Annotated in this window: 16 protein-coding genes; 7 read left to right on the top strand and 9 right to left on the bottom strand. The window is 64.4% G+C overall.

Annotation, left to right across the window (positions count from 1 at the left end; genetic code table 11):
• Positions 1-2 precede the first annotated feature (2 nt).
• Entirely contained in the window at positions 3-584 is a 582-nt protein-coding gene (locus VF617_RS03365; RefSeq protein WP_331013445.1) for a hypothetical protein, read from the bottom strand.
• Between the two features lie 49 nt (positions 585-633).
• Positions 634-1,146: a hypothetical protein gene (locus VF617_RS03370; RefSeq protein ID WP_331013446.1), complete on the bottom strand. Its 513-nt coding sequence runs from the start codon at positions 1,144-1,146 to the stop codon at positions 634-636.
• A gap of 113 nt (positions 1,147-1,259) precedes the next feature.
• Here VF617_RS03370 and VF617_RS03375 point away from each other — a divergent pair, with 113 nt between their 5' ends.
• The 3 genes from VF617_RS03375 (at position 1,260) to VF617_RS03385 (ending at position 6,279) form a co-directional block, all read left to right on the top strand.
• Positions 1,260-2,771 carry an NAD(P)/FAD-dependent oxidoreductase gene (locus VF617_RS03375; RefSeq protein WP_331013447.1) on the top strand — a complete coding sequence of 504 codons (1,512 nt, stop codon included), beginning with the start codon at positions 1,260-1,262 and terminating at the stop codon, positions 2,769-2,771.
• Positions 2,768-4,516 carry a hypothetical protein gene (locus VF617_RS03380; protein ID WP_331013448.1) on the top strand — a complete coding sequence of 583 codons (1,749 nt, stop codon included), beginning with the start codon at positions 2,768-2,770 and terminating at the stop codon, positions 4,514-4,516. Before VF617_RS03375 ends, VF617_RS03380 begins: the two co-directional genes overlap by 4 nt.
• Positions 4,517-4,593: 77 nt before the next feature.
• On the top strand, positions 4,594-6,279 hold the full coding sequence (locus VF617_RS03385) for a hypothetical protein (RefSeq protein WP_331013449.1): 1,686 nt from the start codon (positions 4,594-4,596) through the stop codon (positions 6,277-6,279).
• 153 nt (positions 6,280-6,432) lie between these two features.
• On the opposite strand, the gene VF617_RS03390 is transcribed toward VF617_RS03385, so the two are convergent.
• Positions 6,433-7,572, bottom strand: a complete 1,140-nt coding sequence (locus tag VF617_RS03390; protein ID WP_331013450.1) for a GNAT family N-acetyltransferase — start codon at positions 7,570-7,572, stop codon at positions 6,433-6,435.
• A gap of 78 nt (positions 7,573-7,650) precedes the next feature.
• On the opposite strand from VF617_RS03390, the gene VF617_RS03395 reads away from it, so the two are divergent.
• Entirely contained in the window at positions 7,651-8,079 is a 429-nt protein-coding gene (locus tag VF617_RS03395; RefSeq protein WP_331013451.1) for an HNH endonuclease signature motif containing protein, read from the top strand.
• 5 nt (positions 8,080-8,084) lie between these two features.
• On the opposite strand, the gene VF617_RS03400 is transcribed toward VF617_RS03395, so the two are convergent.
• The 4 genes from VF617_RS03400 to VF617_RS03415 all read right to left on the bottom strand — a co-directional run bounded on the left by VF617_RS03400 (position 8,085) and on the right by VF617_RS03415 (position 11,815).
• On the bottom strand, positions 8,085-8,315 hold the full coding sequence (locus VF617_RS03400) for a hypothetical protein (RefSeq protein WP_331013452.1): 231 nt from the start codon (positions 8,313-8,315) through the stop codon (positions 8,085-8,087).
• Positions 8,316-8,538: 223 nt separating this feature from the next.
• Complete coding sequence (locus VF617_RS03405; protein ID WP_331013453.1) at positions 8,539-9,807, bottom strand: mechanosensitive ion channel family protein; 1,269 nt, start codon at positions 9,805-9,807, stop codon at positions 8,539-8,541.
• A complete protein-coding gene (gene metC / locus VF617_RS03410) occupies positions 9,807-10,994 on the bottom strand; it encodes a cystathionine beta-lyase (RefSeq protein ID WP_331013454.1) in 1,188 nt (395 codons plus the stop codon). The genes VF617_RS03405 and metC overlap by 1 nt, the downstream gene beginning before the upstream one ends.
• A complete protein-coding gene (locus tag VF617_RS03415) occupies positions 10,991-11,815 on the bottom strand; it encodes a sulfurtransferase (RefSeq protein WP_331013455.1) in 825 nt (274 codons plus the stop codon). Before VF617_RS03415 ends, metC begins: the two co-directional genes overlap by 4 nt.
• A gap of 22 nt (positions 11,816-11,837) precedes the next feature.
• Between VF617_RS03415 and queF the strand changes: the two genes are divergently transcribed.
• From queF to VF617_RS03430, 3 genes are all read left to right on the top strand, one after another.
• Entirely contained in the window at positions 11,838-12,314 is a 477-nt protein-coding gene (gene queF / locus VF617_RS03420) for a preQ(1) synthase (RefSeq protein ID WP_331013456.1), read from the top strand.
• Positions 12,315-12,469: 155 nt separating this feature from the next.
• A complete protein-coding gene (locus tag VF617_RS03425; protein WP_331013457.1) occupies positions 12,470-14,728 on the top strand; it encodes a glycosyltransferase family 4 protein in 2,259 nt (752 codons plus the stop codon).
• A gap of 38 nt (positions 14,729-14,766) precedes the next feature.
• Positions 14,767-16,053, top strand: a complete 1,287-nt coding sequence (locus tag VF617_RS03430; protein WP_331013458.1) for a glycoside hydrolase family 130 protein — start codon at positions 14,767-14,769, stop codon at positions 16,051-16,053.
• Positions 16,054-16,056: 3 nt separating this feature from the next.
• On the opposite strand, the gene VF617_RS03435 is transcribed toward VF617_RS03430, so the two are convergent.
• Together VF617_RS03435 and VF617_RS03440 are read right to left on the bottom strand one after the other, a co-directional pair.
• A complete protein-coding gene (locus tag VF617_RS03435; protein WP_331013459.1) occupies positions 16,057-16,671 on the bottom strand; it encodes a hypothetical protein in 615 nt (204 codons plus the stop codon).
• Positions 16,672-16,687: 16 nt separating this feature from the next.
• A complete protein-coding gene (locus tag VF617_RS03440) occupies positions 16,688-18,724 on the bottom strand; it encodes an OPT family oligopeptide transporter (RefSeq protein ID WP_331013460.1) in 2,037 nt (678 codons plus the stop codon).
• Between the last annotated feature and the right edge of the window lie 28 nt (positions 18,725-18,752).

Below are 18,752 nucleotides of genomic sequence, written 5' to 3' on the forward strand. Positions count from 1 at the left end.
GGTTATCGGGAGGCATTTCCCGCCAGTTTATCAAAGGCGATGCTGGTGGTGCCAAGCGTCGCCATCGAGCCGTTACGCAGCGCGTCCTGAACATAAGCGCAGTCGAAGTAGAGAGTGATCGCGGCTAGGGCGTTGTCGCGCATATAGGCCTCCACGTAATCGCGGGACCAATTGGGCTCGTTACCGCTGATGTCGGTGTAGACGTGGCCGATCAGTTTGGCCGAGTTCTCATTTCTGATCTCTTCCTGGTATCCGCCGCCATCAGCTTCGAGGCTGCACCGATAGCCGCTGCCTGCAACGGCACGATCAAGCTGGGATCCAATTTGCGCGGGCAAGGCCGTGTATCGCTTGCGGATCGCCTCCCGCCACGTGCCTTCGAAGACAGAGAGGCAATCGAACATTCCGGAAATAGGCCAACAGCGCACGGTGCCGCCTGATTCGTTCGCGCGATCATAAGGAGCAGTCGCGACTTTGCTGCCGTCGGCCAGTTCTTTCCACGCAAGAGGCGCGACGGGGGCGTCGCCCGCCGCACAACAGGTGAGCAGCAGGCTGAAGAAAATTGGCGGAGATAGATTGCTGATCATCCACCCTTTCTTGCCGAGAGAGCCAAGCGGTCGAGTCCCTGACCTTGATTCACCCGAACAGCCAATGCCCGAGCAGGCGATCGAAGGGGAAGGTGAAGAAGCCCGCGATCAGCAGCGCGCCCGTGACCATCCCGCGTACCGTGCGGCGGTGCAGCGTGACTCGGTGGGTGCGCGCCGACCACCATATCAGCGGCGCCTGGATCAGTGTCCATGCCGAGAGCAAGTGGATCAGGCTGAAATCGCCCCGGTTGATCAGCCGTAGGTTGAAGCTCAGCAACGCGGTGGCGAGCATCGCGATCACCCAGATCCTGCCAAGCAAGCGGTGCTTCCGGTCGCCGCGGCGGCGCAACAGCATCACTGGCGTCAGCGCCAGCGCGATCAGGATCGTACCCAGATGCGGCCAGACCTGCCACGGCACGCGGCCCCATTCGGAATAACCCCGCGCCAAGGCGGTAAGCGCCGCCGCCAGCAACAGGAGCGCGCCTAACGCCAATATGCGTTCGAAGGTATCGGCCGAGATCGGCTTGGCCGGCGCCGCGGTCGGTTCTGCGATGGCAGCCATGTTTCCCCCCAATCTATCGGCAATGATAACGCCGCTTTGGCCTCCCGTTAACCCAACATTATCCTTCTCTCTTCATTTCCGTCCCGTGCACATGCCATGGGGGAAATGCCAGGATGCCCGCTTCCACGAACGCCGTTGACGTCGCGATCATCGGCGCGGGCCCGGCCGGGCTGACCGCGGCCTATCTGCTCACGAAAGCCGGCTATTCGGTCAGCGTGATCGAGAAGGACCCGGTCTATGTCGGGGGGATCAGCCGCACTGTGGAGCATCAGGGATTCCGCTTCGATATCGGGGGGCACCGCTTTTTCTCGAAATCGAAGGAAGTCGTGGACCTCTGGAACGAGCTGCTTCCGAACGACTTCATCGAGCGCCCGCGGATGAGCCGCATCTTCTATGGCGGCAAATTCTATTCCTATCCGCTGCGCGCCTTCGAGGCTCTTTTCAATCTGGGGCTGTGGACCTCCACGCTCTGCATGGCGAGCTATGCCAAGGCGAAGGCCTTCCCCAAGAAAGATGTGAAATCGTTCGAGGATTGGGTGGTCAACCAGTTCGGCCACAAGCTCTATTCGATCTTTTTCAAGACCTATACGGAAAAGGTTTGGGGCATGCCGTGCGACACGATGTCGGCGGATTGGGCGGCGCAGCGCATCAAGGGCCTCAGCCTCGGCAAGGCCGTTATCGACGGGCTCAAGCGCTCGCTCGGGCTCAACCGCAAGCCCAATAACGGCATGGAAACCAAGACCTTGCTGGAGAGCTTCCGCTATCCGCGAAAGGGTCCCGGCATGATGTGGGACGCCGCGCGCGACCGCGTGGTCGAGGGCGGCAATCGCGTGCTGATGGATCATGCGCTAAAGGCGATGCGCTTCGATGAGGCCACCCGGCGATGGAACGTCCAGGCGACGCATGGCGAGGACATCGTCACGATCAACGCCGCGCACGTTATTTCCTCCGCTCCGATGCGCGAGCTGGCGGGGCGCATCCAGCCGATGCCCGCGAGTATCCCCGCGGCGATGGACCTCCACTATCGCGACTTCCTCACTGTCGCGCTGATGATCCGCTCCGAGGACCTGTTCCCCGATAACTGGATCTACATCCACGAACAGGGCGTGAAGGTCGGCCGCGTCCAGAACTTCCGCTCCTGGTCGCCCGAGATGGTGCCCGACGAGAGCATCGCTTGTGTCGGCCTGGAGTATTTCTGTTTCGAAGGCGATGGCCTGTGGAATTCGTCCGATGCCGACCTGATCGCCCTCGCCACCAAGGAGCTGCATATGCTCGGCCTGGCCGATCCCGCCACCGTCACGGGCGGCGCGGTGGTGCGCCAGGAAAAGGCCTATCCGGTCTATGACGAGGGCTATCGCGACAATGTCGATGTGCTGCGCCGCGAACTGGAGGAGCGCTATCCGACGCTCCACATGGTCGGCCGCAACGGCATGCATCGCTACAACAATCAGGATCACGCGATGATGACCGCGATGCTCACGGTCAGGAATATCGAGCTGGGCGCGCGCGCCTATGACGTGTGGAACGTCAACGAGGATGCCGAATATCACGAGAGCGGTAACGAAGGCGAACAGGCCGCTCTGGCATCAGAACGCCTCGTTCCGGAGAAATTGAGGGCCGCATGACTCGTGAGCGTCTCTGGCCGACCGTTCTTATCGGCTGGAGCGTCGCCGCGCTCGTCCTGACGCTCGTCTCGATCCGCGGGATCGCGCATCTGTGGTTCCCCGATCCCGACGACGCGATGCGCCTGCTCCAGGTCCGCGACTGGCTCGCGGGCCAAAGCTGGTGGGATGTCAGCCAGCATCGGCTGTGGGGCGGCAATTTCGCGATGCACTGGTCGCGGCTGGTCGATCTGCCCCTCGCCTTGGTGATGATCATATTCAAGCCGCTCGTTGGCGCCTGGTGGGCCGAGCGGATCGCGCTCGCTGGCGTGCCGCTGGCCACCCTGCTCATCGTCATCGCGCTCGGCGCCGAACTCACGCGCCGCGTCGCGGGGATCGAGCGGGCCAAAATGGCCGTGCTCCTCGCGCCCTTGTCGGTGCCGCTCGTCTATCAGCTTCGCCCGATGCGGATCGACCATCATGGCTGGCAGGTGGCGCTTGCCGTGGCGGCGGTCGTCGCGCTGCTCGGCAAGCCCAACGCACGTTCGGGCGTGCTCGCCGGCCTGGCGCTGGCGGCATTGCTCACCGTATCGCTGGAAGGGCTGCCGATCACCGCCGCGATCCTCGGCGTGATGCTGCTCGCCTGGGTTTTCGATTCCACCCGCCGCGAACAGGCAGTCGCCGCGCTCGCCATGCTGGTCGCGGGCGTCTCGGTCCTGCACGTCGCCATGCGCGGCCCCGCGATCATGGCCTCCGCCTGCGACGCCGTGGCCCCCGTGTGGATCGCCGCGCTCGCGGTCGGCGCGCTCGGCGCGTGCGCCGCGATGTTCGTGCCGCGCACCGGCATCCTCCCCCGGCTGGCGATGCTTGCCGCAGCCGGAGCCGCCGCGCTCGCCGTGCTGGTCGTCAACGCCCCCTTGTGCGCCAAGGGGCCGTTCGGCACGCTCGATCCGCTGGTCTACAATCTGTGGTACCGCAACGTCTCCGAAGGCCTTCCGCTCTGGGATCAGGTGCTGCCTTGGGCGCTGATGACGATCAGTTTCCCCATCGTCGGCCTGATCGGCGGGGCACTCGCCTGGCGCGCAAGCGAGGGCGAGGATCGCGCCCGCTGGACGATGATGCTCGCCCTCGCCGGCCTCTCCTTCGCGCTCTCGATCCTTATCATCCGCACCGGCGCCACTGCCAACGCGCTCGCGCTTCCCGGCGGCGCCTGGCTGCTCCACGCCCTGCTCACCCGCGCCCGCGCAGTGCCCGGCATCCCGCTGCGCACGCTCGCCACGGCGGGCGCGTTCCTGGCGGCCACGCCCGGGCTGATCGCCAGCGCCTTGTTCGGCATGCCGGTGAGCGCCACCACTCCCGCCGATACGCAGATCGCCGTAATGTCGGTGCCCCCCTGCTATCAGGGCCGCGAAATCGCCGATCTGGCAGCGCTGCCCAAATCCAGGCTCTTCGCGCCGCTCGACGCGACGCCGAACCTGCTCGCCTGGACGCCGCACAGCGCGATCGGCAGCGGCTATCATCGCAATTCAGAATCGATCCGCCGCGTGCTCGCGACTTTCCTGGGCACTCCCGAAGCCGCGCGCGCCTCCGTCATGGCCAGCGGCGCGGCCTATGTCGTCGGCTGTCCCGGCGCGAACGAGACCGAGATATACAAATCCGCCGCGCCGCAAGGCTTCTGGGCGAGGCTCGAACGCGGCGACCGCTTCGCCTGGCTTCAGCCTGTTAAGATCCCGGGCTCGCCCGTGCTAGTCTGGAAAGTGATCCGATAAACGTTTGCTTCGGCAAGGCCGGCCGCAAACAAAGCATCCGCTTGCAGCAGCTGCCGCCCCGCGCCTAGAAGCCGGTAATGGACAGGGGCGAAGCGCTGCATTGGTGGCAGACACGGTGGTTCGTGGCGCTTTGCACGTTCCTCGCGGCGGTGCCTTTGCTCTGGCCCGACGTTCCTCCGCTCGTCGATCTGCCTGGCCATATGGGGCGCTACCGCGTGCAACTGGTCTACGATCAGTTCCCGCACCTGCGCGAATGGTATAATTTCCAGTGGAGCCTGATGGGCAATCTGGGCGTGGACTTGCTCATCATCCCGCTCTCCAAGGTCTTCGGATTGGAGCTCGCGGTGAAGCTGATCGTCATCGCGATCCCCGCGATGACCGTCGCGGGGCTGCTGTGGATCGCGCGCGAAGTGCATGGCCGCATTCCGGCCACCGCCCTGTTCGCGCTGCCGCTGGCTTATGCCTATCCATTCCATTTCGGCTTCGTCAATTTCGCGCTGTCGATGGCGCTGGCGCTGCTCGCTTTCGGCCTGTGGCTGCGCATGGCGCGCACAGGGCGCCTGGTGCTGCGCGCGATCGTATTCGTGCCGATCTCCTGCGCGATCTGGGTGGCGCATACCTTTGGCTGGGGGGTGCTCGGCGTGCTGGCGTTCTCGGCCGAGCTGATCCGCCAGCACGACCTGCGCGTGCGTTCCGGCAAACCATGGCATGCCGATCTGGTCAATGCCTGGATCAAGCCCGCTTTCCATGCCGGGCTCCACTGCCTGCCCATGATTCCGCCCGCGCTGCTGATGGTGGCATGGCGGAGCGGCGGGCATGTCGGGGGCCAGACCGCCGACATGTTCAATTGGCGGGCCAAGATCCTGTGGGTCGTCCAGGTCTTTCGCGATCGCTGGCAATTGTTCGATATCGCAAGCGTCGGGGTGCTCTTCCTGCTGCTGTTCAAGGCGGTGCGCGATCCGAACATCCAATATTCGCGCAATCTGGCGCTTTCCGGCCTTTTCCTGCTCGCGGTGTATATCTTCCTGCCCCGCATCGTCTTCGGCTCCGCTTATGCAGACATGCGGCTGGTGCCCTTCCTGCTCGCCATTGGCATCATCGCGATCCGGCCCAAGCCGGGGCTGTCGATCCGCGGCGCGGCGACGGTGGCGATGCTCGGCATGGCCTTTTTCACGGTGCGGATCGCCGCGACCACCTGGAGCTTCGCGCTGTACGACCGCGCCTATGATCGTGAACTGAAGGCGCTGGAGCATCTGCCCCAGGGCGCGCGGCTGGTCAGTTTCGTCGGGGAGACCTGCTATAACGAATGGCGGATGACGCGCCTCCAGCACATTCCCGGCCTCGCGCTGGAGCGCAAGCTTGCCTATACCAACGATCAATGGTCGATGGCTGGCGGCCAGTTGCTCACCGTGCGCTATCAGAGCGACAAGCCGCGCGGAGACATCCGCCGCCGCTTCGTGCACGATCCGTCGCAGATCGTGACCGACGTGCAATGCCCGCGCGAATATTGGCGCCCGGTGGCCTATATGCTCGCCAAGCTGCCGCGAGACGCCTTCGATTATGTCTGGATCATCCGCCCGCCCGCTTATGACAAGCGGCTGGAACAGGGCCTGATCCCGATCTGGCGCGGGGGCACCAGCAGCCTGTTCAAGATCGACCACAGCGTCGATCCGCCGCCCTGGGCCCCGCAGAACCTGCCCAGGCCCCGGCCGCTCGCCGCCACGCCCGAGGACGAAGTCCGCAACTCGATGTCGCCTGAGTGAGCGGTAGAGCAACATTGCACCGGGTGTGATCATACACCCCCGCTCACCCTGAGCCTGTCGAAGGGTGCAATCCCCCGGGGAATCGCCTGCGGATGGAGCCCTTCGACAAGCTCAGGGTGAGCGGGGGATGGATCGACCTAAGCGCCGAAACCTCTAACGGTCTCTTCGAAACGGCATCAATTCGCCCAGATATTCCTGCTCGCTCTCCACCGCTTCGCGCTCGCGGACGAGGAAATCGGCCACCGCCCGGCGAAAGCCCGGATCGGGGATGTAATGCGCCGACCAGGTCGTGACCGGCGCATATCCGCGCGCCAATTTGTGCTCGCCCTGCGCGCCGGCCTCCACGCGACTGAGCCCGCGCGCGATAGCCGCCTCGATCGCCTGGTAATAGCAAAGCTCGAAATGGAGAAAGGGCACATCCTCGCGGCACCCCCAATAGCGGCCATATAGCGCATCCGCGCCGATCAGATTGAGAGCGCCCGCGATGGGTGAGCCTTCGCGCTCCGCGAAGATCAGCAGCACCCGCTCGCCCATCTCCGCCCCCAGCAGCGAAAAGAATTCGCGCGTGAGATAGGGTCGCCCCCATTTGCGGCTGCCGGTGTCCTGATAGAAGTCCCAAAAGGCATCCCAATCCGCCTCGGTGATCTCCGCGCCCGTCAGGTGCCGGACGGTCAGTCCTTCGAGCGCGGCGGCACGCTCCTTGCGGATCGCCTTGCGCTTGCGGCTGGATAGCGCCGCGAGGAAATCGCCGAAGCCCGCATAGCCCTGATTGTGCCAGTGAAACTGCGTCCCCGCCCGCAATAGCCATCCCGCCGCCTCGAACCACGGCAATTGACCCTCATCCAGAAACGTCACGTGCGCGGATGACAGCCCGTTCTGCTCGGTCACCGCCTCGATCGCTCCGATCAGCGCGGGCGCCAAGCTCTCGTCGCGCAACAACAGTCGCGGCCCCGGCACCGGCGTGAACGGCACCGCGATCTGCAATTTGGGATAGTAACGCCCGCCCGCCCGCTCCCATGCATCGGCCCAGCCATGATCGAAGACATATTCGCCCTGCGAATGGCTCTTGGCATAAGCCGGCGCGATCGCGCCGGGCGCACCATCCGCCCCGTCGATCACGATCGGCAGCGATTGCCAGCCGGCGCGCGGGCCGACCGATCCCGAACGCTCGAGAATCGAGAGAAAGGCATGGGAGACGAAGGGATTGCCCGAGCCGGCGCATGCGTCCCAGTCGGCCTTGGGGACGGCGGCGACGCCTTGGGCTATGCGGGCGGTAATCGGGGAGGGCGGCACGGTGCCTAGTTAGGGACGCCGCCGCCGAGAGCGCAATGGCGGAACCGATTTTCAAGACTTGGCCGGTACGCATTTCGGATGGGAAGGCTCCAGTCCATAATTGCGGCGCATCCGCTGGCAGGAAAGAAGCCCTATAACGCGATCAAGTTCGTGCGGATCGATGGGAACGGCGTTCCGCTCTACATCGTCGCGAAGGAAAAGCGTGAGTTGGGTGCGGCTTCCGCGCTTCGCCTCGCCTTCGAGCAATTCGGCGCACATTGCTTCCACTGCAAGACATGGATGCCGCCGCAGCCGCTATCGCACATGTGCACCCGCGATCATCTTCGCCCCCGGAAGCACGGGGGCATGAACTATCTCCACAATCTGGTCTTCGCGTGCAGCCCCTGCAATCGAGCCAAAGGCGGCAGCGATCTGATCACCTTCCGAGCGGAGGCCGGGGCGGAATATATGCTGGCGCTCGACGCGCATCTCGTCCGCTGCCTGAAGAATTTGGGCCGGCGCGACTGACAGGTTCAGGCATTGATCCCATCATAAAGCCCCACCAGCCGGTCCACATCCGCCACCACTTGCCGCTGTTCCTCCAGCCAGCGTTGGGTCGCGTCGTGCATCATATGGCCGTCGCGGCCGTCGTGGAGCGTGGCGCCCTTTTCGATCAGCCAGATCATGTCGCGGGCGCGGCTTCGCTGGAGGCGAAGGTGAGTCATCCATTGCTCGACGATGTCGGAAGGTATCGGGCGGTCCATGCGGCCTCCTTGGCTAGCCCGCGATATAGGAAGGCGTGCGGCCCGGCGCATCGGGCTGTCCTACACGATGCGATTCCGCTAGGGTCGAATCCGCTCTTTGAACTGTCCGGACGCCTGCAATCCACCGCGCAACATCGTTCGCGAGTAGGGCACGCTTGTTCACGATTCACGGGAAAGGTGCGAAGCTAGGCCGCGCAAACCCGCGCGTTGGCCTAACCTTAGCCTAACCTTTCGTTTCGTCCCGCATCACGCGCACTTCGCGCTGAGGGACCGGAATCGTGATCCCCGCTTCCTTGAACATCAGCCAGAGCCGGTTGAGCACGTCGCTGCGCACATTGCCCACCCCGCTCTCCGGATCGCTGATCCAGGCCAGAACCTCATGCTCGACGCCATTTTCGCCGAAGGCCATCAGCCACACATTGGGCTTGGGGCTGTTGAGGACCCGCGGGCTGTCCGCCGCTGCCTTGAGCATCAGCTCCTGGGCCTTGGCGAGATCGCAATCATAGGAGACCGTCACCGGAATGCGAACCCGTACGTTGCGGTCGGTGTACGACCAGTTCTCCACTTCCTGAGTCATCAGGATTTCGTTGGGGATCAGATGCTCCTTGCCGTCGCGCGTGATGACGCTGACGGCGCGGACGCCGATTTTGTTCACCCAGCCGAAGCTGTCGCCCACCACGATCACGTCGCCGGGCTTGATCGAGCGGTCCATCAGCAGGATGATCCCCGCGATCAAATTGCCCACGGTCTTTTGAAGCCCGAAGCCGACCGCGAGGCCCAGCGCGCCGGAGAACACCGCGAAGGCCGTGAGATCGACTTCGAGCAGATCGACGCCGATGAAGAAGGCGAGCAGCAGCGCGCCGATGCTCGCCAGCTTCTGGAAGAGCAGTTTCTGGGTCGGATCGAAGCCACGCGCCTGCTGGATAGAATGCGCGAGCACCCGGTTGATCAGCCGGAAGCCCGCGAACAGCAGGAGCAGGGTAACCGCAAAGGTCAGCGCGGAGAGCAAGGTGAAGCGCCGCGCGCCCACCTGAACGCCGACGCGGTCCAGCGTCGTTTCGACCACCGAGAGCCCGCCGATAGCCTGGCTGAGGATCGCCATGAAAGCCAGGAGGGCGAGGGTCCAGGCCGCCCAGCGCGGCAAATGCAGCCCGCGCAGCATGGCGACGACGAGCATGGCGGTCGCGGCGCCGCAGGCCAGCCCCAGCCCCAGGTCTGCAAGCGGTCGCCACGGCCAGGCCGCGAGGATGACTGCCAGCAGCAAGGCGGCGACGCCGTGGCGGAAGATGCCGTTCATCCGCGGCCCCAGCCCCTCGCCGGCGCCGCCGGCGCGCTTCGCCAGAAGCTCGGTGACGCGCAGGCCAAGATGCCGGCCGGCGAGCCAGCCGACCGCCAGCGCCACGACTGCGAGCGCCGCCGCCACGCCGGCCTCGCTGATCTCGCCCGGGGAAGGCAGGCCATAGCCCGCGAGCCACTCGCCGATCCGCTGCATCAGCCCCGCACCCCGGCGAAGCGCGCGAGCCCGGCCTGGAGGTCGGCGATCAGATCGTCCGGATCCTCCAGCCCGATCTGGAGCCGCACCAGGGGCCCTTCTGCTTGCCACGCAGTTGCGGTGCGGATTTTCTGAGGGTCGGCGGGAATGGCGAGGCTTTCGAACCCGCCCCAGCTATAGCCGATTCCAAAATGTTCGAGCCCGTCGATCAGCGCCGCGCGGGCGGCCTCATCGCCGCCTTTCAATACGAAGGAGAACAGCCCTGATGCCCCCCGAAAATCGCGGGCGAAGAATTCGTGACCGGGGCAATCCGGCAAGGCGGGATGAAGCACGCGGGCCACTTCGCTTCGTCCTTTGAGCCATTGGGCGATGCGCAAGGCCGCCTCGCCATGCTGCTTCAGCCGCACCGCCATGGTGCGCAGCCCCCGCGCGCCGAGCCACGCATCGTCGGGGCTGGCGGTCTGGCCAAGCTGATAGGTCGCGTCGCGCAGCGCGGCATATTTGCCCTGTGCGGCCGTGACCGATCCGAGCATCACGTCCGAATGGCCGACCACATATTTGGTGCAGGAGAGGATCGAATAATCGACGCCGAGCCGGATCGCGGGAAACAGCAGCGGCGTGGCCCATGTGTTGTCGATCAGCGTGGTGATCCCCCGCGCCTTGGCCACCGCGACGATGGCGGGCACGTCCTGCACTTCGAAGGTGAGGCTGCCGGGCGTCTCAAGCAGGATGGCGCGGGTATTTTCGGTGCAGAGCGCTGCGATGCCCTGGCCGATCAGCGGGTCGTAAAAGGTCGTGTCGATCCCGAACTTGCGCAACAGGCCATTGGCCAGGCTGCGGGTCGGATCATAGGCGCTGTCGGGCACGAGGAGGTGGTCGCCTGGCGAAAGCACCGCGAGCAATGCCGAGGCGATCGCGGCCACGCCCGAGGGATAGAGCAATGTCGCCTCGGCGCCCGGCTCAAGCTCGGTCAGCGCCTCGGCGAGCGACCACTGGGTCGGCGTACCGCGGCGGCCGTAGAACAGCGTGTGGTGCGTGTCGGCGCGGTTGTTGGCGCGCAGTGCCGCGACATCGTCGTACAGGATCGTCGATGCGCGCCATACAGGCGGATTGACGATGCCCTGCGTCCACTCCTTGCGGCGGCCGGCGCTTACAACCCGGGTCGCTGGCTTCTCGTTGTCGCTCATGCGGGGCCCAATGCCTTGGCGGTGTCGGGCCGTGAACCCCATTCGCTCCAGCTGCCGTCGTAAAGCGCGGCTTCGTTGCCGAGCAGGTGCGCGCCGAAGGCGAGGATGGCGGCGGTGATGCCCGAGCCGCACGTGGTGACCAGCGGTCGCGCGAGGTCGATGTTGTTATCCTCGAACACGGCGCGGATTTGGGCCAGCGGCTTCCAGCTACGATCGGGGTTGAAGAAGAGCGGATAGGGGATGTTCCTCGATCCGGGGATGTGGCCGGCGGCGACTTCGGCGCGCGGGTCCTTTTCCTCGCCCGTGAAGCGCGTGGCAGAGCGGGCATCGGCGATCTGCTCCTTGGTCGTCTTCATTTCTTCCAGGCTTCGGGCATGCGCCTTGGGCGCGCGCGGCTCGAATTCGCCGCGCCGGGCGTTATGCGGCCCGCTTTCGAGGGGACGACCCTCCGCCTTCCACTTCGCCATCCCGCCATCGAGCAAGGCGACATCCACGCCCGCCAAGCGCAGTATCCACCAGGCGCGGCATGCGGTGTGGTGCGGGCTGTTGTCATAAACGACGATCTGCGTCTCGGTATCCACGCCCAGCGAGCGTAGCCGCTCGGCGATTTTTGCGATGGTCGGCATGGTCGAGGGAAGCGGGCTGGTCTCGTCGATCAGGCTGTCGAGGTCGAGGAAGCAGGCGCCGGCGATATGCTCGGTCTCGAATTCAGCGCGCGGGTCCCTTGGCGACGATCCGGGCACGGTCGAGCTATAGGTGGCGTCGAGCACCAGTATTTGCGGCGAATCCGCCAGCCATTCGGTCGTCACCAAGCCGTCCATGGCGTCGGTCTAGTGGGATGCAATGGCCCGCGCAAACGACTACATGGCGGCAATGGACGCCAAGCATCTCGGCAAGAGTTCGACTCTCCCGGCCACGCCCGGAGAGGCCGAGCTCGATTATGTGCCCAATCCGCGGCCAGGCAGCCGCTATCTGGTGCGCTTCGCCGCGCCCGAATTCACTTCGCTGTGCCCGATCACGGGGCAGCCGGACTTCGCGCATCTGGTGATCGATTATGTGCCCGCCGAGACGATCGTGGAGAGCAAGTCGCTCAAGCTGTTCCTGGGCGCATTCCGCAATCACGGGGCGTTTCACGAGGATTGCACCGTTGGGATCGGGCAGCGGCTTTTCGACGAGATGAAGCCCGAATGGTTACGCATCGGCGGCTACTGGTATCCGCGCGGAGGCATTCCGATCGACGTGTTCTGGCAATCAGGCGAGCCGCCGATGGGCGTCTGGGTGCCCCCCCAGGACGTACCAGGATATCGCGGGCGCGGCTGAACGTCAGATTAATAACGTCTTGCCGCAGCTTTTCATGTTGCAATGCAGCATGCATGCAACCATATTAATAAAAGAGAGTTTGGAAGGGGAAAGCAGGCGTTCACGCCCCACCGCTTTGTATTTAATGTGCGTTAGCGAGAAGGACGAAAATCCTGATGATCGATCCCGACATCAAGCATGTAGCGCTACTCGGCAACTTCCTGCCCCGCAAATGCGGCCTTGCGACCTTCACGACCGATACCCATGATGCGCTCAAGCTCCGCTATCCCCAGCTTAAGGTCGATGTCTATGCTATGGACGATCATCCCGGCCGGTACGACTATCCCGACGCGGTAACCGCTGCCATCCCCCAGCATGAGCGCGCAGCCTATCTGGATGCCGCGCGCGCTATCGAAGCCAGCGGGGCGCAAGCGCTGTGGGTGCAGCACGAATATGGCATCTATGGCGGGCCGGCGGGCGAATTCCTGATCGCGTTGCTTGACCGGCTGTCGATTCCGGTGATCTCCACGCTGCATACGGTGCTTGAGCGTCCCAGCGCCGAGGAGCGCCGCGTGATGGAAGCGCTGCTGCGCCGTTCGTCGCGCGTTATCGTAATGGCCGAGCGCGGCCGCGATATCCTGAAGCGCGTCCATGGCGTCGAAGAGCGCAAGGTCGTTATGATACCGCACGGCGTTCCCGATCGCGCCTTTGCCGATCCCGATGAGCTCAAGAGCGCGTTCGGCTGGGAAGACCGCAACGTAATCCTCACTTTCGGCCTGCTCGCACCCAACAAGGGCATCGAGACGATGATCGAGGCGATGCCCGCCATCGTCGAAAAAGACGCCAGCGCGCTCTATGTCGTGCTCGGCGCATCGCACCCCAATCTCGTGGCGCATGAAGGCGAAGCCTATCGAGATCGGCTGAAGGCGCTCGCTGCGGACAGGGGCGTCGCTGGCCATGTCCGGTTCATCGACGCTTTCGTTGAGCACAACGACCTGATCGATTACCTTCAGGCCGCCGATATTTATGCGACACCCTATAGCAACCCCGCCCAGATCACTTCGGGCACGCTGTCTTACGCGGTGGGCATCGGCAAGGCGGTGGTCTCCACGCCCTATGTCCATGCAACCGAGATCCTTGCGGACGGGCATGGCGTGCTGGTCGATTTCGGCGACAGCGCAGGCTTTGCCCGGGAAATCGCCAAGCTGCTTTCTGACCCTGCGGAACTCCACGCCCTTTCGAAGCGCGCTTATGCCCGTGGCCGCACGATGCTGTGGTCGGCGCTGAGCGAGCATGCAATGCGCGAATTCAAGAACATCATCTCTGCCCAGCCGAGTCGCCTGATCAAGAAATCGGCGGAGCTGGCAACCCTCAAGCCCGATCTCGCCGCAGTCGAGCGCATGAGCGACGCCACCGGAATGCTCCAGCATTCGATCTATTCGGTCCCCGATCGCCGCCACGGCTATTGCATCGATGACAATGCCCGCGCGCTCATCCTCATGAGCAAGATCGACGATATCGACGAGACGCTGCGTGACAAATGGACGACGGTATTCGGCGCATTCGTCCAATATGCCTGGAACCCCGACCAGCGCCGGTTCCGCAATTTCATGAACTTCGATCGGACCTGGTGCGAAGAGGTCGGATCGGAGGATTCCAACGGCCGCGCGCTCTGGGCGCTGGGCGTAACCGCGCGCGACGCCGCAGCCCAAAAGCATCGTGATTGGGCTTCGGCCCTGTTCGATGAAACGGCGACGATCGCGCTCGATCTTGGTTCTCCCCGGGCTCGCGCGTTTGCGATGCTCGGCGCAGCAGCAATGCTTGAGGCACATCCGGGCCACGCACTTTGCCGCGAAATCCTCGATCGATTCGGCAGCGAATTGATCCGACTTCTCGATGGCGCTCGCCGCCCCGAATGGAGCTGGTTCGAGATCGTATTGGCCTATGACAATGCCCGCCTGCCCGAGGCGTTGCTTCGCGCCGGGCAGTCGCTGGGCCGCGGCGAGTTCGTCCGTGTCGGGCTGGAGACTCTCGAATGGATCGTCGCGCGCCAGACATCTCCCGAGGGCCGCTTCCGCGCCGTCGGCACTGAAAGCTTCGGGCGCGAATATGCAGCGCCGCTGATGTTCGATCAGCAGCCGCTCGAGGCTCAAGCGACGGTGGAGGCGTGCGCCGCAGCACATGCGGTGAGTGGCGATCAGCGCTGGATCGACGAAGCCACGCGCGCCTATCGCTGGTATCTCGGCGCCAACGACCTGGAAATGCCGCTCGCCACCGCGAAGGATGGCGGCTGCTTCGACGGGCTGATGCCGCATGGATTGAACCGCAATCAGGGCGCGGAGTCGATTCTGGCTCTCCAGCTCGCGAATTGCGCGATTTCCGCCCTTTCAAAGTCCGCGAAAATCGTGGCAGGACCGGAGCGTGCCGTCGCCTGAGGGTTAGCCGGTCATGATGCGGCTTTCCGGGGGATGCGATGCTGGACCTGTTCACTCACGAACTGCGATTGCGGGCCGATCCGTCGCGGGTTGTGGTGCGGCCCTTCCACATCGCCTGGGCCTCAAACGGCTCCGGGCCGAGCCGCAGCGAGCGCTTGGTTGCCAATGTGCTTCAGATGTCGCCGACGGAGGCGCGCCACCAGCTTGAAGTCGTGCTCAAGGATTTCGAGGCGCGGCACTGGCAGACGCGCCGCGTGTTCATGACGCGCTATGACGAGATCGAGGGCTTGCTGAAGCTCGACGGCGCCCAGATCGGGGACGAAAAGCGCCAGCTGATCGGCGCCTATTTCTGCCACGAATACAGCTATGCCGCCGCCGCGCTGATGAATCCGAGCGCGGTGCCGCATTACGACCAGTCAGGTATGCCGCGCGGGAGCCTGCGCATCCTGATGTCGTTGCGCGCTGTGGGTGAGGGACATATCTCGTCGGTCGCCTTCCGCGAGGGGATCATCACCGACCGCAACGAACTCACCCTGGCGCCCGAACCGCCCTTCGCGACTGCCGCCGATGCGCGCGAAGAGGACGAAGACCAAATGCCCGAAGGCCCTGTCACAGTGTTTCGGCACCGCGATTCGACACTCTCAGGCACCGTCATCTTCCCGATCACCAAGGCGCAATCGAACGGGCTGGAGGATCTGCGCATCTGCCACTTCCGGCATGACGACGGCACCGACGAGTGGATTGGGACTTACACTGCCTATAATGGATCAGTGATCCAGTCCGAGCTGATGCGCACCAAGGACTGGCGCAGCTTCGATCTGGTGCCGATGAGCGGCAGCGCCGCGCGCAACAAAGGCATGGCGCTGTTTCCGCGCAAGGTGGGCGGCAAATATATGATGCTCGGCCGGCAGGATGGCGAAAACATCTTCCTCCACACATCGGACACGCTGACCAATTGGGAAGGCGGCGAGATGCTGATGAAGCCCGAATATCCCTGGGAGCTTGTCCAGATGGGGAATTGCGGTCCACCGATCGAAGTCGATCAGGGCTGGCTGGTGCTAACGCACGGCGTGGGCGCCATGCGTAAATATTCGATCGGTGCGGCGCTGCTCGACAAGGATGACCCCTCAAAGGTGATCGCGCGCTCTAAAGAGCCCCTGCTCGCCGCCGCGGATCAGGACCGCGAAGGCTATGTGCCGAACGTGGTCTACACCTGCGGCGCCATCCGCCACCGGAACAAATTGTTCATTCCTTATGGCGTCGCCGACAGCTCGGTCGCGTTCGCCTTCGTGCCGATCCAGTCGATCCTGGATCAGATGGGCTGAATGCTAGTTCGTCGTTGAGCCGGCGATGGCGATGACGCGCCGGCGGAGCGGCTGATAGATGGTAAAGTGGAATACGCCCCACCACTCCATGCCATGACGGAAGTAGCACGAAACTTCGGGCAGGCGCGGGCTGGCCCAGTCGCGGATCAGATGCAGCTCGCGGCGGGGCAGAAGGAAATCGTGAATCTCATCGAAGAGTGCTTGGACCTCGCTCGGCTGCGCCTTGAGGCCATAGGGTGGCTCAGCAAAGGCACGCGCGAAATCGCCGCCATCCCCGGGCAACGGCATCCCCACCCCGCCGGTCGAAATCCGGATCTTGTCTAGGGTCACGAGCGGCGGATCGACGAGCTCTTTACCGTCCGTCGTCCGCCAAGTTCCCCGACGGATGAGCTTGCGGCTAGCGAGATCGCAGCGGTCACCGAGGAAGTCAGCGCGGAAGAGATCGCGATTTCCTATCGCGCGCAATGCTTCGGCGTCGAAGTCGCTCGGTTCTCCGAGAGCCGCGCGGATTGCAGTAATCGCCTCGTCATCGCTATCCTCGGCATCGTCGAATGCCGCGAATTCGAGCACGCCCCCAACCTTGCTATAACGTGCAAAGGCAGCGGGGAGGGTCTCCACTCGATGCATCTTCGACCTAGCGGTAGTTCGCGATATCCTGGTCGATCGGCGGTTCCGACGCCGGCGGTGCGCTGCGGACCATCTTGCGGGTCAGCGAATAGGCGAACGCAATCAGGCCGAAGAACAGGAATGGCGCGATCCAGAGTGCGATGTGCTCGAACTCGGGACCCATGATCGCCAGCGGGGCATCGTTTGGCGGGAGCGGGGAATCGCGGTTCGCCCAAGCGAGGATGCCGGCATAGGCGACGCCGAACAGCGACTCGCCAACGATAAGCCCGGTCGCAGCCAATACGCCCATACGCTCGGCGAACTCGGGGTTCGCCTGGCGCCTGGCCCATTTGTTGTAGAGAGCCCCGATCAGTGCGCCGATCGGGATCAGCAGAGTCAGCGCCATTGGCAGATAGATGCCCATTCCGACTGCGAGCGGCGGCAGGCGCATCTTGCCGGACTTGCCCAGCAGCTCGTCGATCAGGATGACGACCGCGCCGATGCCGGCGCCCAGCGCGATCAGATTCCAGTTGATATCGCCGCCGAGCACGCCCTTGGCGATCGACGAGATCAGCGCCGCCTGCGGCGCGGCCAGCGCATTGGGTCCGGCGCCGGGCATGCCGACAAAGCCCAGAGTGTTCTTGAGCAGATCGAGCACCAGCGGAATCGCCAGCGAACCGAACACTACACCCATGATCAAGGCGACCTGCTGCTTCCACGGCGTGGCGCCGACGAGCTGGCCGGTCTTCAGATCCTGGAGGTTGTCGTTCGAGATGGTCGCGATCGAAAAGATGATCGCGGTGGTGAACAGGGCATAGGCGATCAGCGCGTTGGTGTTGGCCGGATCGGATTGCTGGCCGAAGATCAGCACGAGCAGCAGCGACGCGCCGAGCACCGCCAGGATGCCTACGCCCGAAACCGGCGAATTCGACGCGCCGATAAGCCCGGCCATATAGCCGCAGATCGCCGCGATCAGGATGCCCACCACGAAGATATAAGCCAGCGTGCCGCCGATCACCGCGAGCGGATAATCGTGCACCGGACCTCCAGTCGAGAAATCCCAGAGCAGCCACGCGATAGGAGCCAGGACCAGGGCAGTGATCAACGCCACGATGCTGATCGGCAAGTCCTGCTCGGTTATGTCCAGCGCTTCGCCGCTCTTGCGGGCGCGCGAGGCCGCGAGTGACGAGCGCAGCCCTGAGATGATCGGCCCGATGATGCGCAGCAGCGACCAGAGCGCGGCGACTCCGATCGTCCCGGCGCCGATGAAGCGCACCTGCCCGCGGAAGGTCCCGCTGACGATCGCATCGATAGGGCCAGTGAAATCGGCGGTGGAGGCGAAATAGGGCACTAGCACCGTCCACGCGATCAGCATGCCGAACAGCATGGCCACGCCCACCGAAATGCCGACGAGGTGGCCCACGCCGATCAGCAGCATCGACCAACTCGCCGACCAGCCGGTGGCGGTGCCGCCGACCGCGAAATTCTTGCCAGCTTCCTCGGCGACGAGCTTCATCTTGGCGAGCAAGGCGAAGCCCCCCGAGAAGAGCGAGCCCAGTATCAGGGTGCGCAGCCCGCGCGAGTTCTCGGCATCGCCGGACCTCGAATTGGAGCCGACCTTGAGCACTTCGGCAGCCGCGACGCCCTCGGGATAAGGCAAGGTCGATCCGGTCACGAGCGCGCGGCGCAGCGGCACCGAGAACAGCACGCCGAGCGCCCCGCCGAGCCCGGTGATCAACGCCGTGGTCCAATAGGGAAAGCCCTGCCACCAGCCGATCATCACCAACCCGGGCAGCACGAAGCAAATCGCCGCAAGCGTCCCAGCTGCGGACGCCACCGTCTGCACGATATTGTTCTCGAGGATCGAGGAGGAGCGGAACCAGCGCAGCACCGCCATCGAGATCACCGCGGCGGGGATCGAGGTCGCGAAGGTCAGGCCGACCTTGAGGCCGAGGTAGACGTTGGCGGCGGTGAACACCAAGGTGATGATCCCGCCGAGCAGCACCGCGCGAACCGTCAGCTCGCGCATCTCGCCGGCTTGCGCTTTTCCTGCCGAACTCGCCATCCTCTACCTCCCCTTGAAAAGACCCCCG

This window comes from Sphingomonas sp. (assembly GCF_036388215.1).
Lineage (GTDB): Bacteria > Pseudomonadota > Alphaproteobacteria > Sphingomonadales > Sphingomonadaceae > Sphingomonas.

What these genes read in the sequence shown, in the direction of transcription:
- VF617_RS03365 (WP_331013445.1), bottom strand. Translation starts at nt 584, where the DNA reads ATGATCAGCAATCTATCTCCGCCAATTTTCTTCAGCCTGCTGCTCACC.
- VF617_RS03370 (WP_331013446.1), bottom strand. Translation starts at nt 1,146, where the DNA reads ATGGCTGCCATCGCAGAACCGACCGCGGCGCCGGCCAAGCCGATCTCG.
- VF617_RS03375 (WP_331013447.1), top strand. Translation starts at nt 1,260, where the DNA reads ATGCCCGCTTCCACGAACGCCGTTGACGTCGCGATCATCGGCGCGGGC.
- VF617_RS03380 (WP_331013448.1), top strand. Translation starts at nt 2,768, where the DNA reads ATGACTCGTGAGCGTCTCTGGCCGACCGTTCTTATCGGCTGGAGCGTC.
- VF617_RS03385 (WP_331013449.1), top strand. Translation starts at nt 4,594, where the DNA reads ATGGACAGGGGCGAAGCGCTGCATTGGTGGCAGACACGGTGGTTCGTG.
- VF617_RS03395 (WP_331013451.1), top strand. Translation starts at nt 7,651, where the DNA reads ATGGGAAGGCTCCAGTCCATAATTGCGGCGCATCCGCTGGCAGGAAAG.
- VF617_RS03400 (WP_331013452.1), bottom strand. Translation starts at nt 8,315, where the DNA reads ATGGACCGCCCGATACCTTCCGACATCGTCGAGCAATGGATGACTCAC.
- VF617_RS03405 (WP_331013453.1), bottom strand. Translation starts at nt 9,807, where the DNA reads ATGCAGCGGATCGGCGAGTGGCTCGCGGGCTATGGCCTGCCTTCCCCG.
- metC (WP_331013454.1), bottom strand. Translation starts at nt 10,994, where the DNA reads ATGAGCGACAACGAGAAGCCAGCGACCCGGGTTGTAAGCGCCGGCCGC.
- VF617_RS03415 (WP_331013455.1), bottom strand. Translation starts at nt 11,815, where the DNA reads ATGGACGGCTTGGTGACGACCGAATGGCTGGCGGATTCGCCGCAAATA.
- queF (WP_331013456.1), top strand. Translation starts at nt 11,838, where the DNA reads ATGGCCCGCGCAAACGACTACATGGCGGCAATGGACGCCAAGCATCTC.
- VF617_RS03425 (WP_331013457.1), top strand. Translation starts at nt 12,470, where the DNA reads ATGATCGATCCCGACATCAAGCATGTAGCGCTACTCGGCAACTTCCTG.
- VF617_RS03430 (WP_331013458.1), top strand. Translation starts at nt 14,767, where the DNA reads ATGCTGGACCTGTTCACTCACGAACTGCGATTGCGGGCCGATCCGTCG.
- VF617_RS03440 (WP_331013460.1), bottom strand. Translation starts at nt 18,724, where the DNA reads ATGGCGAGTTCGGCAGGAAAAGCGCAAGCCGGCGAGATGCGCGAGCTG.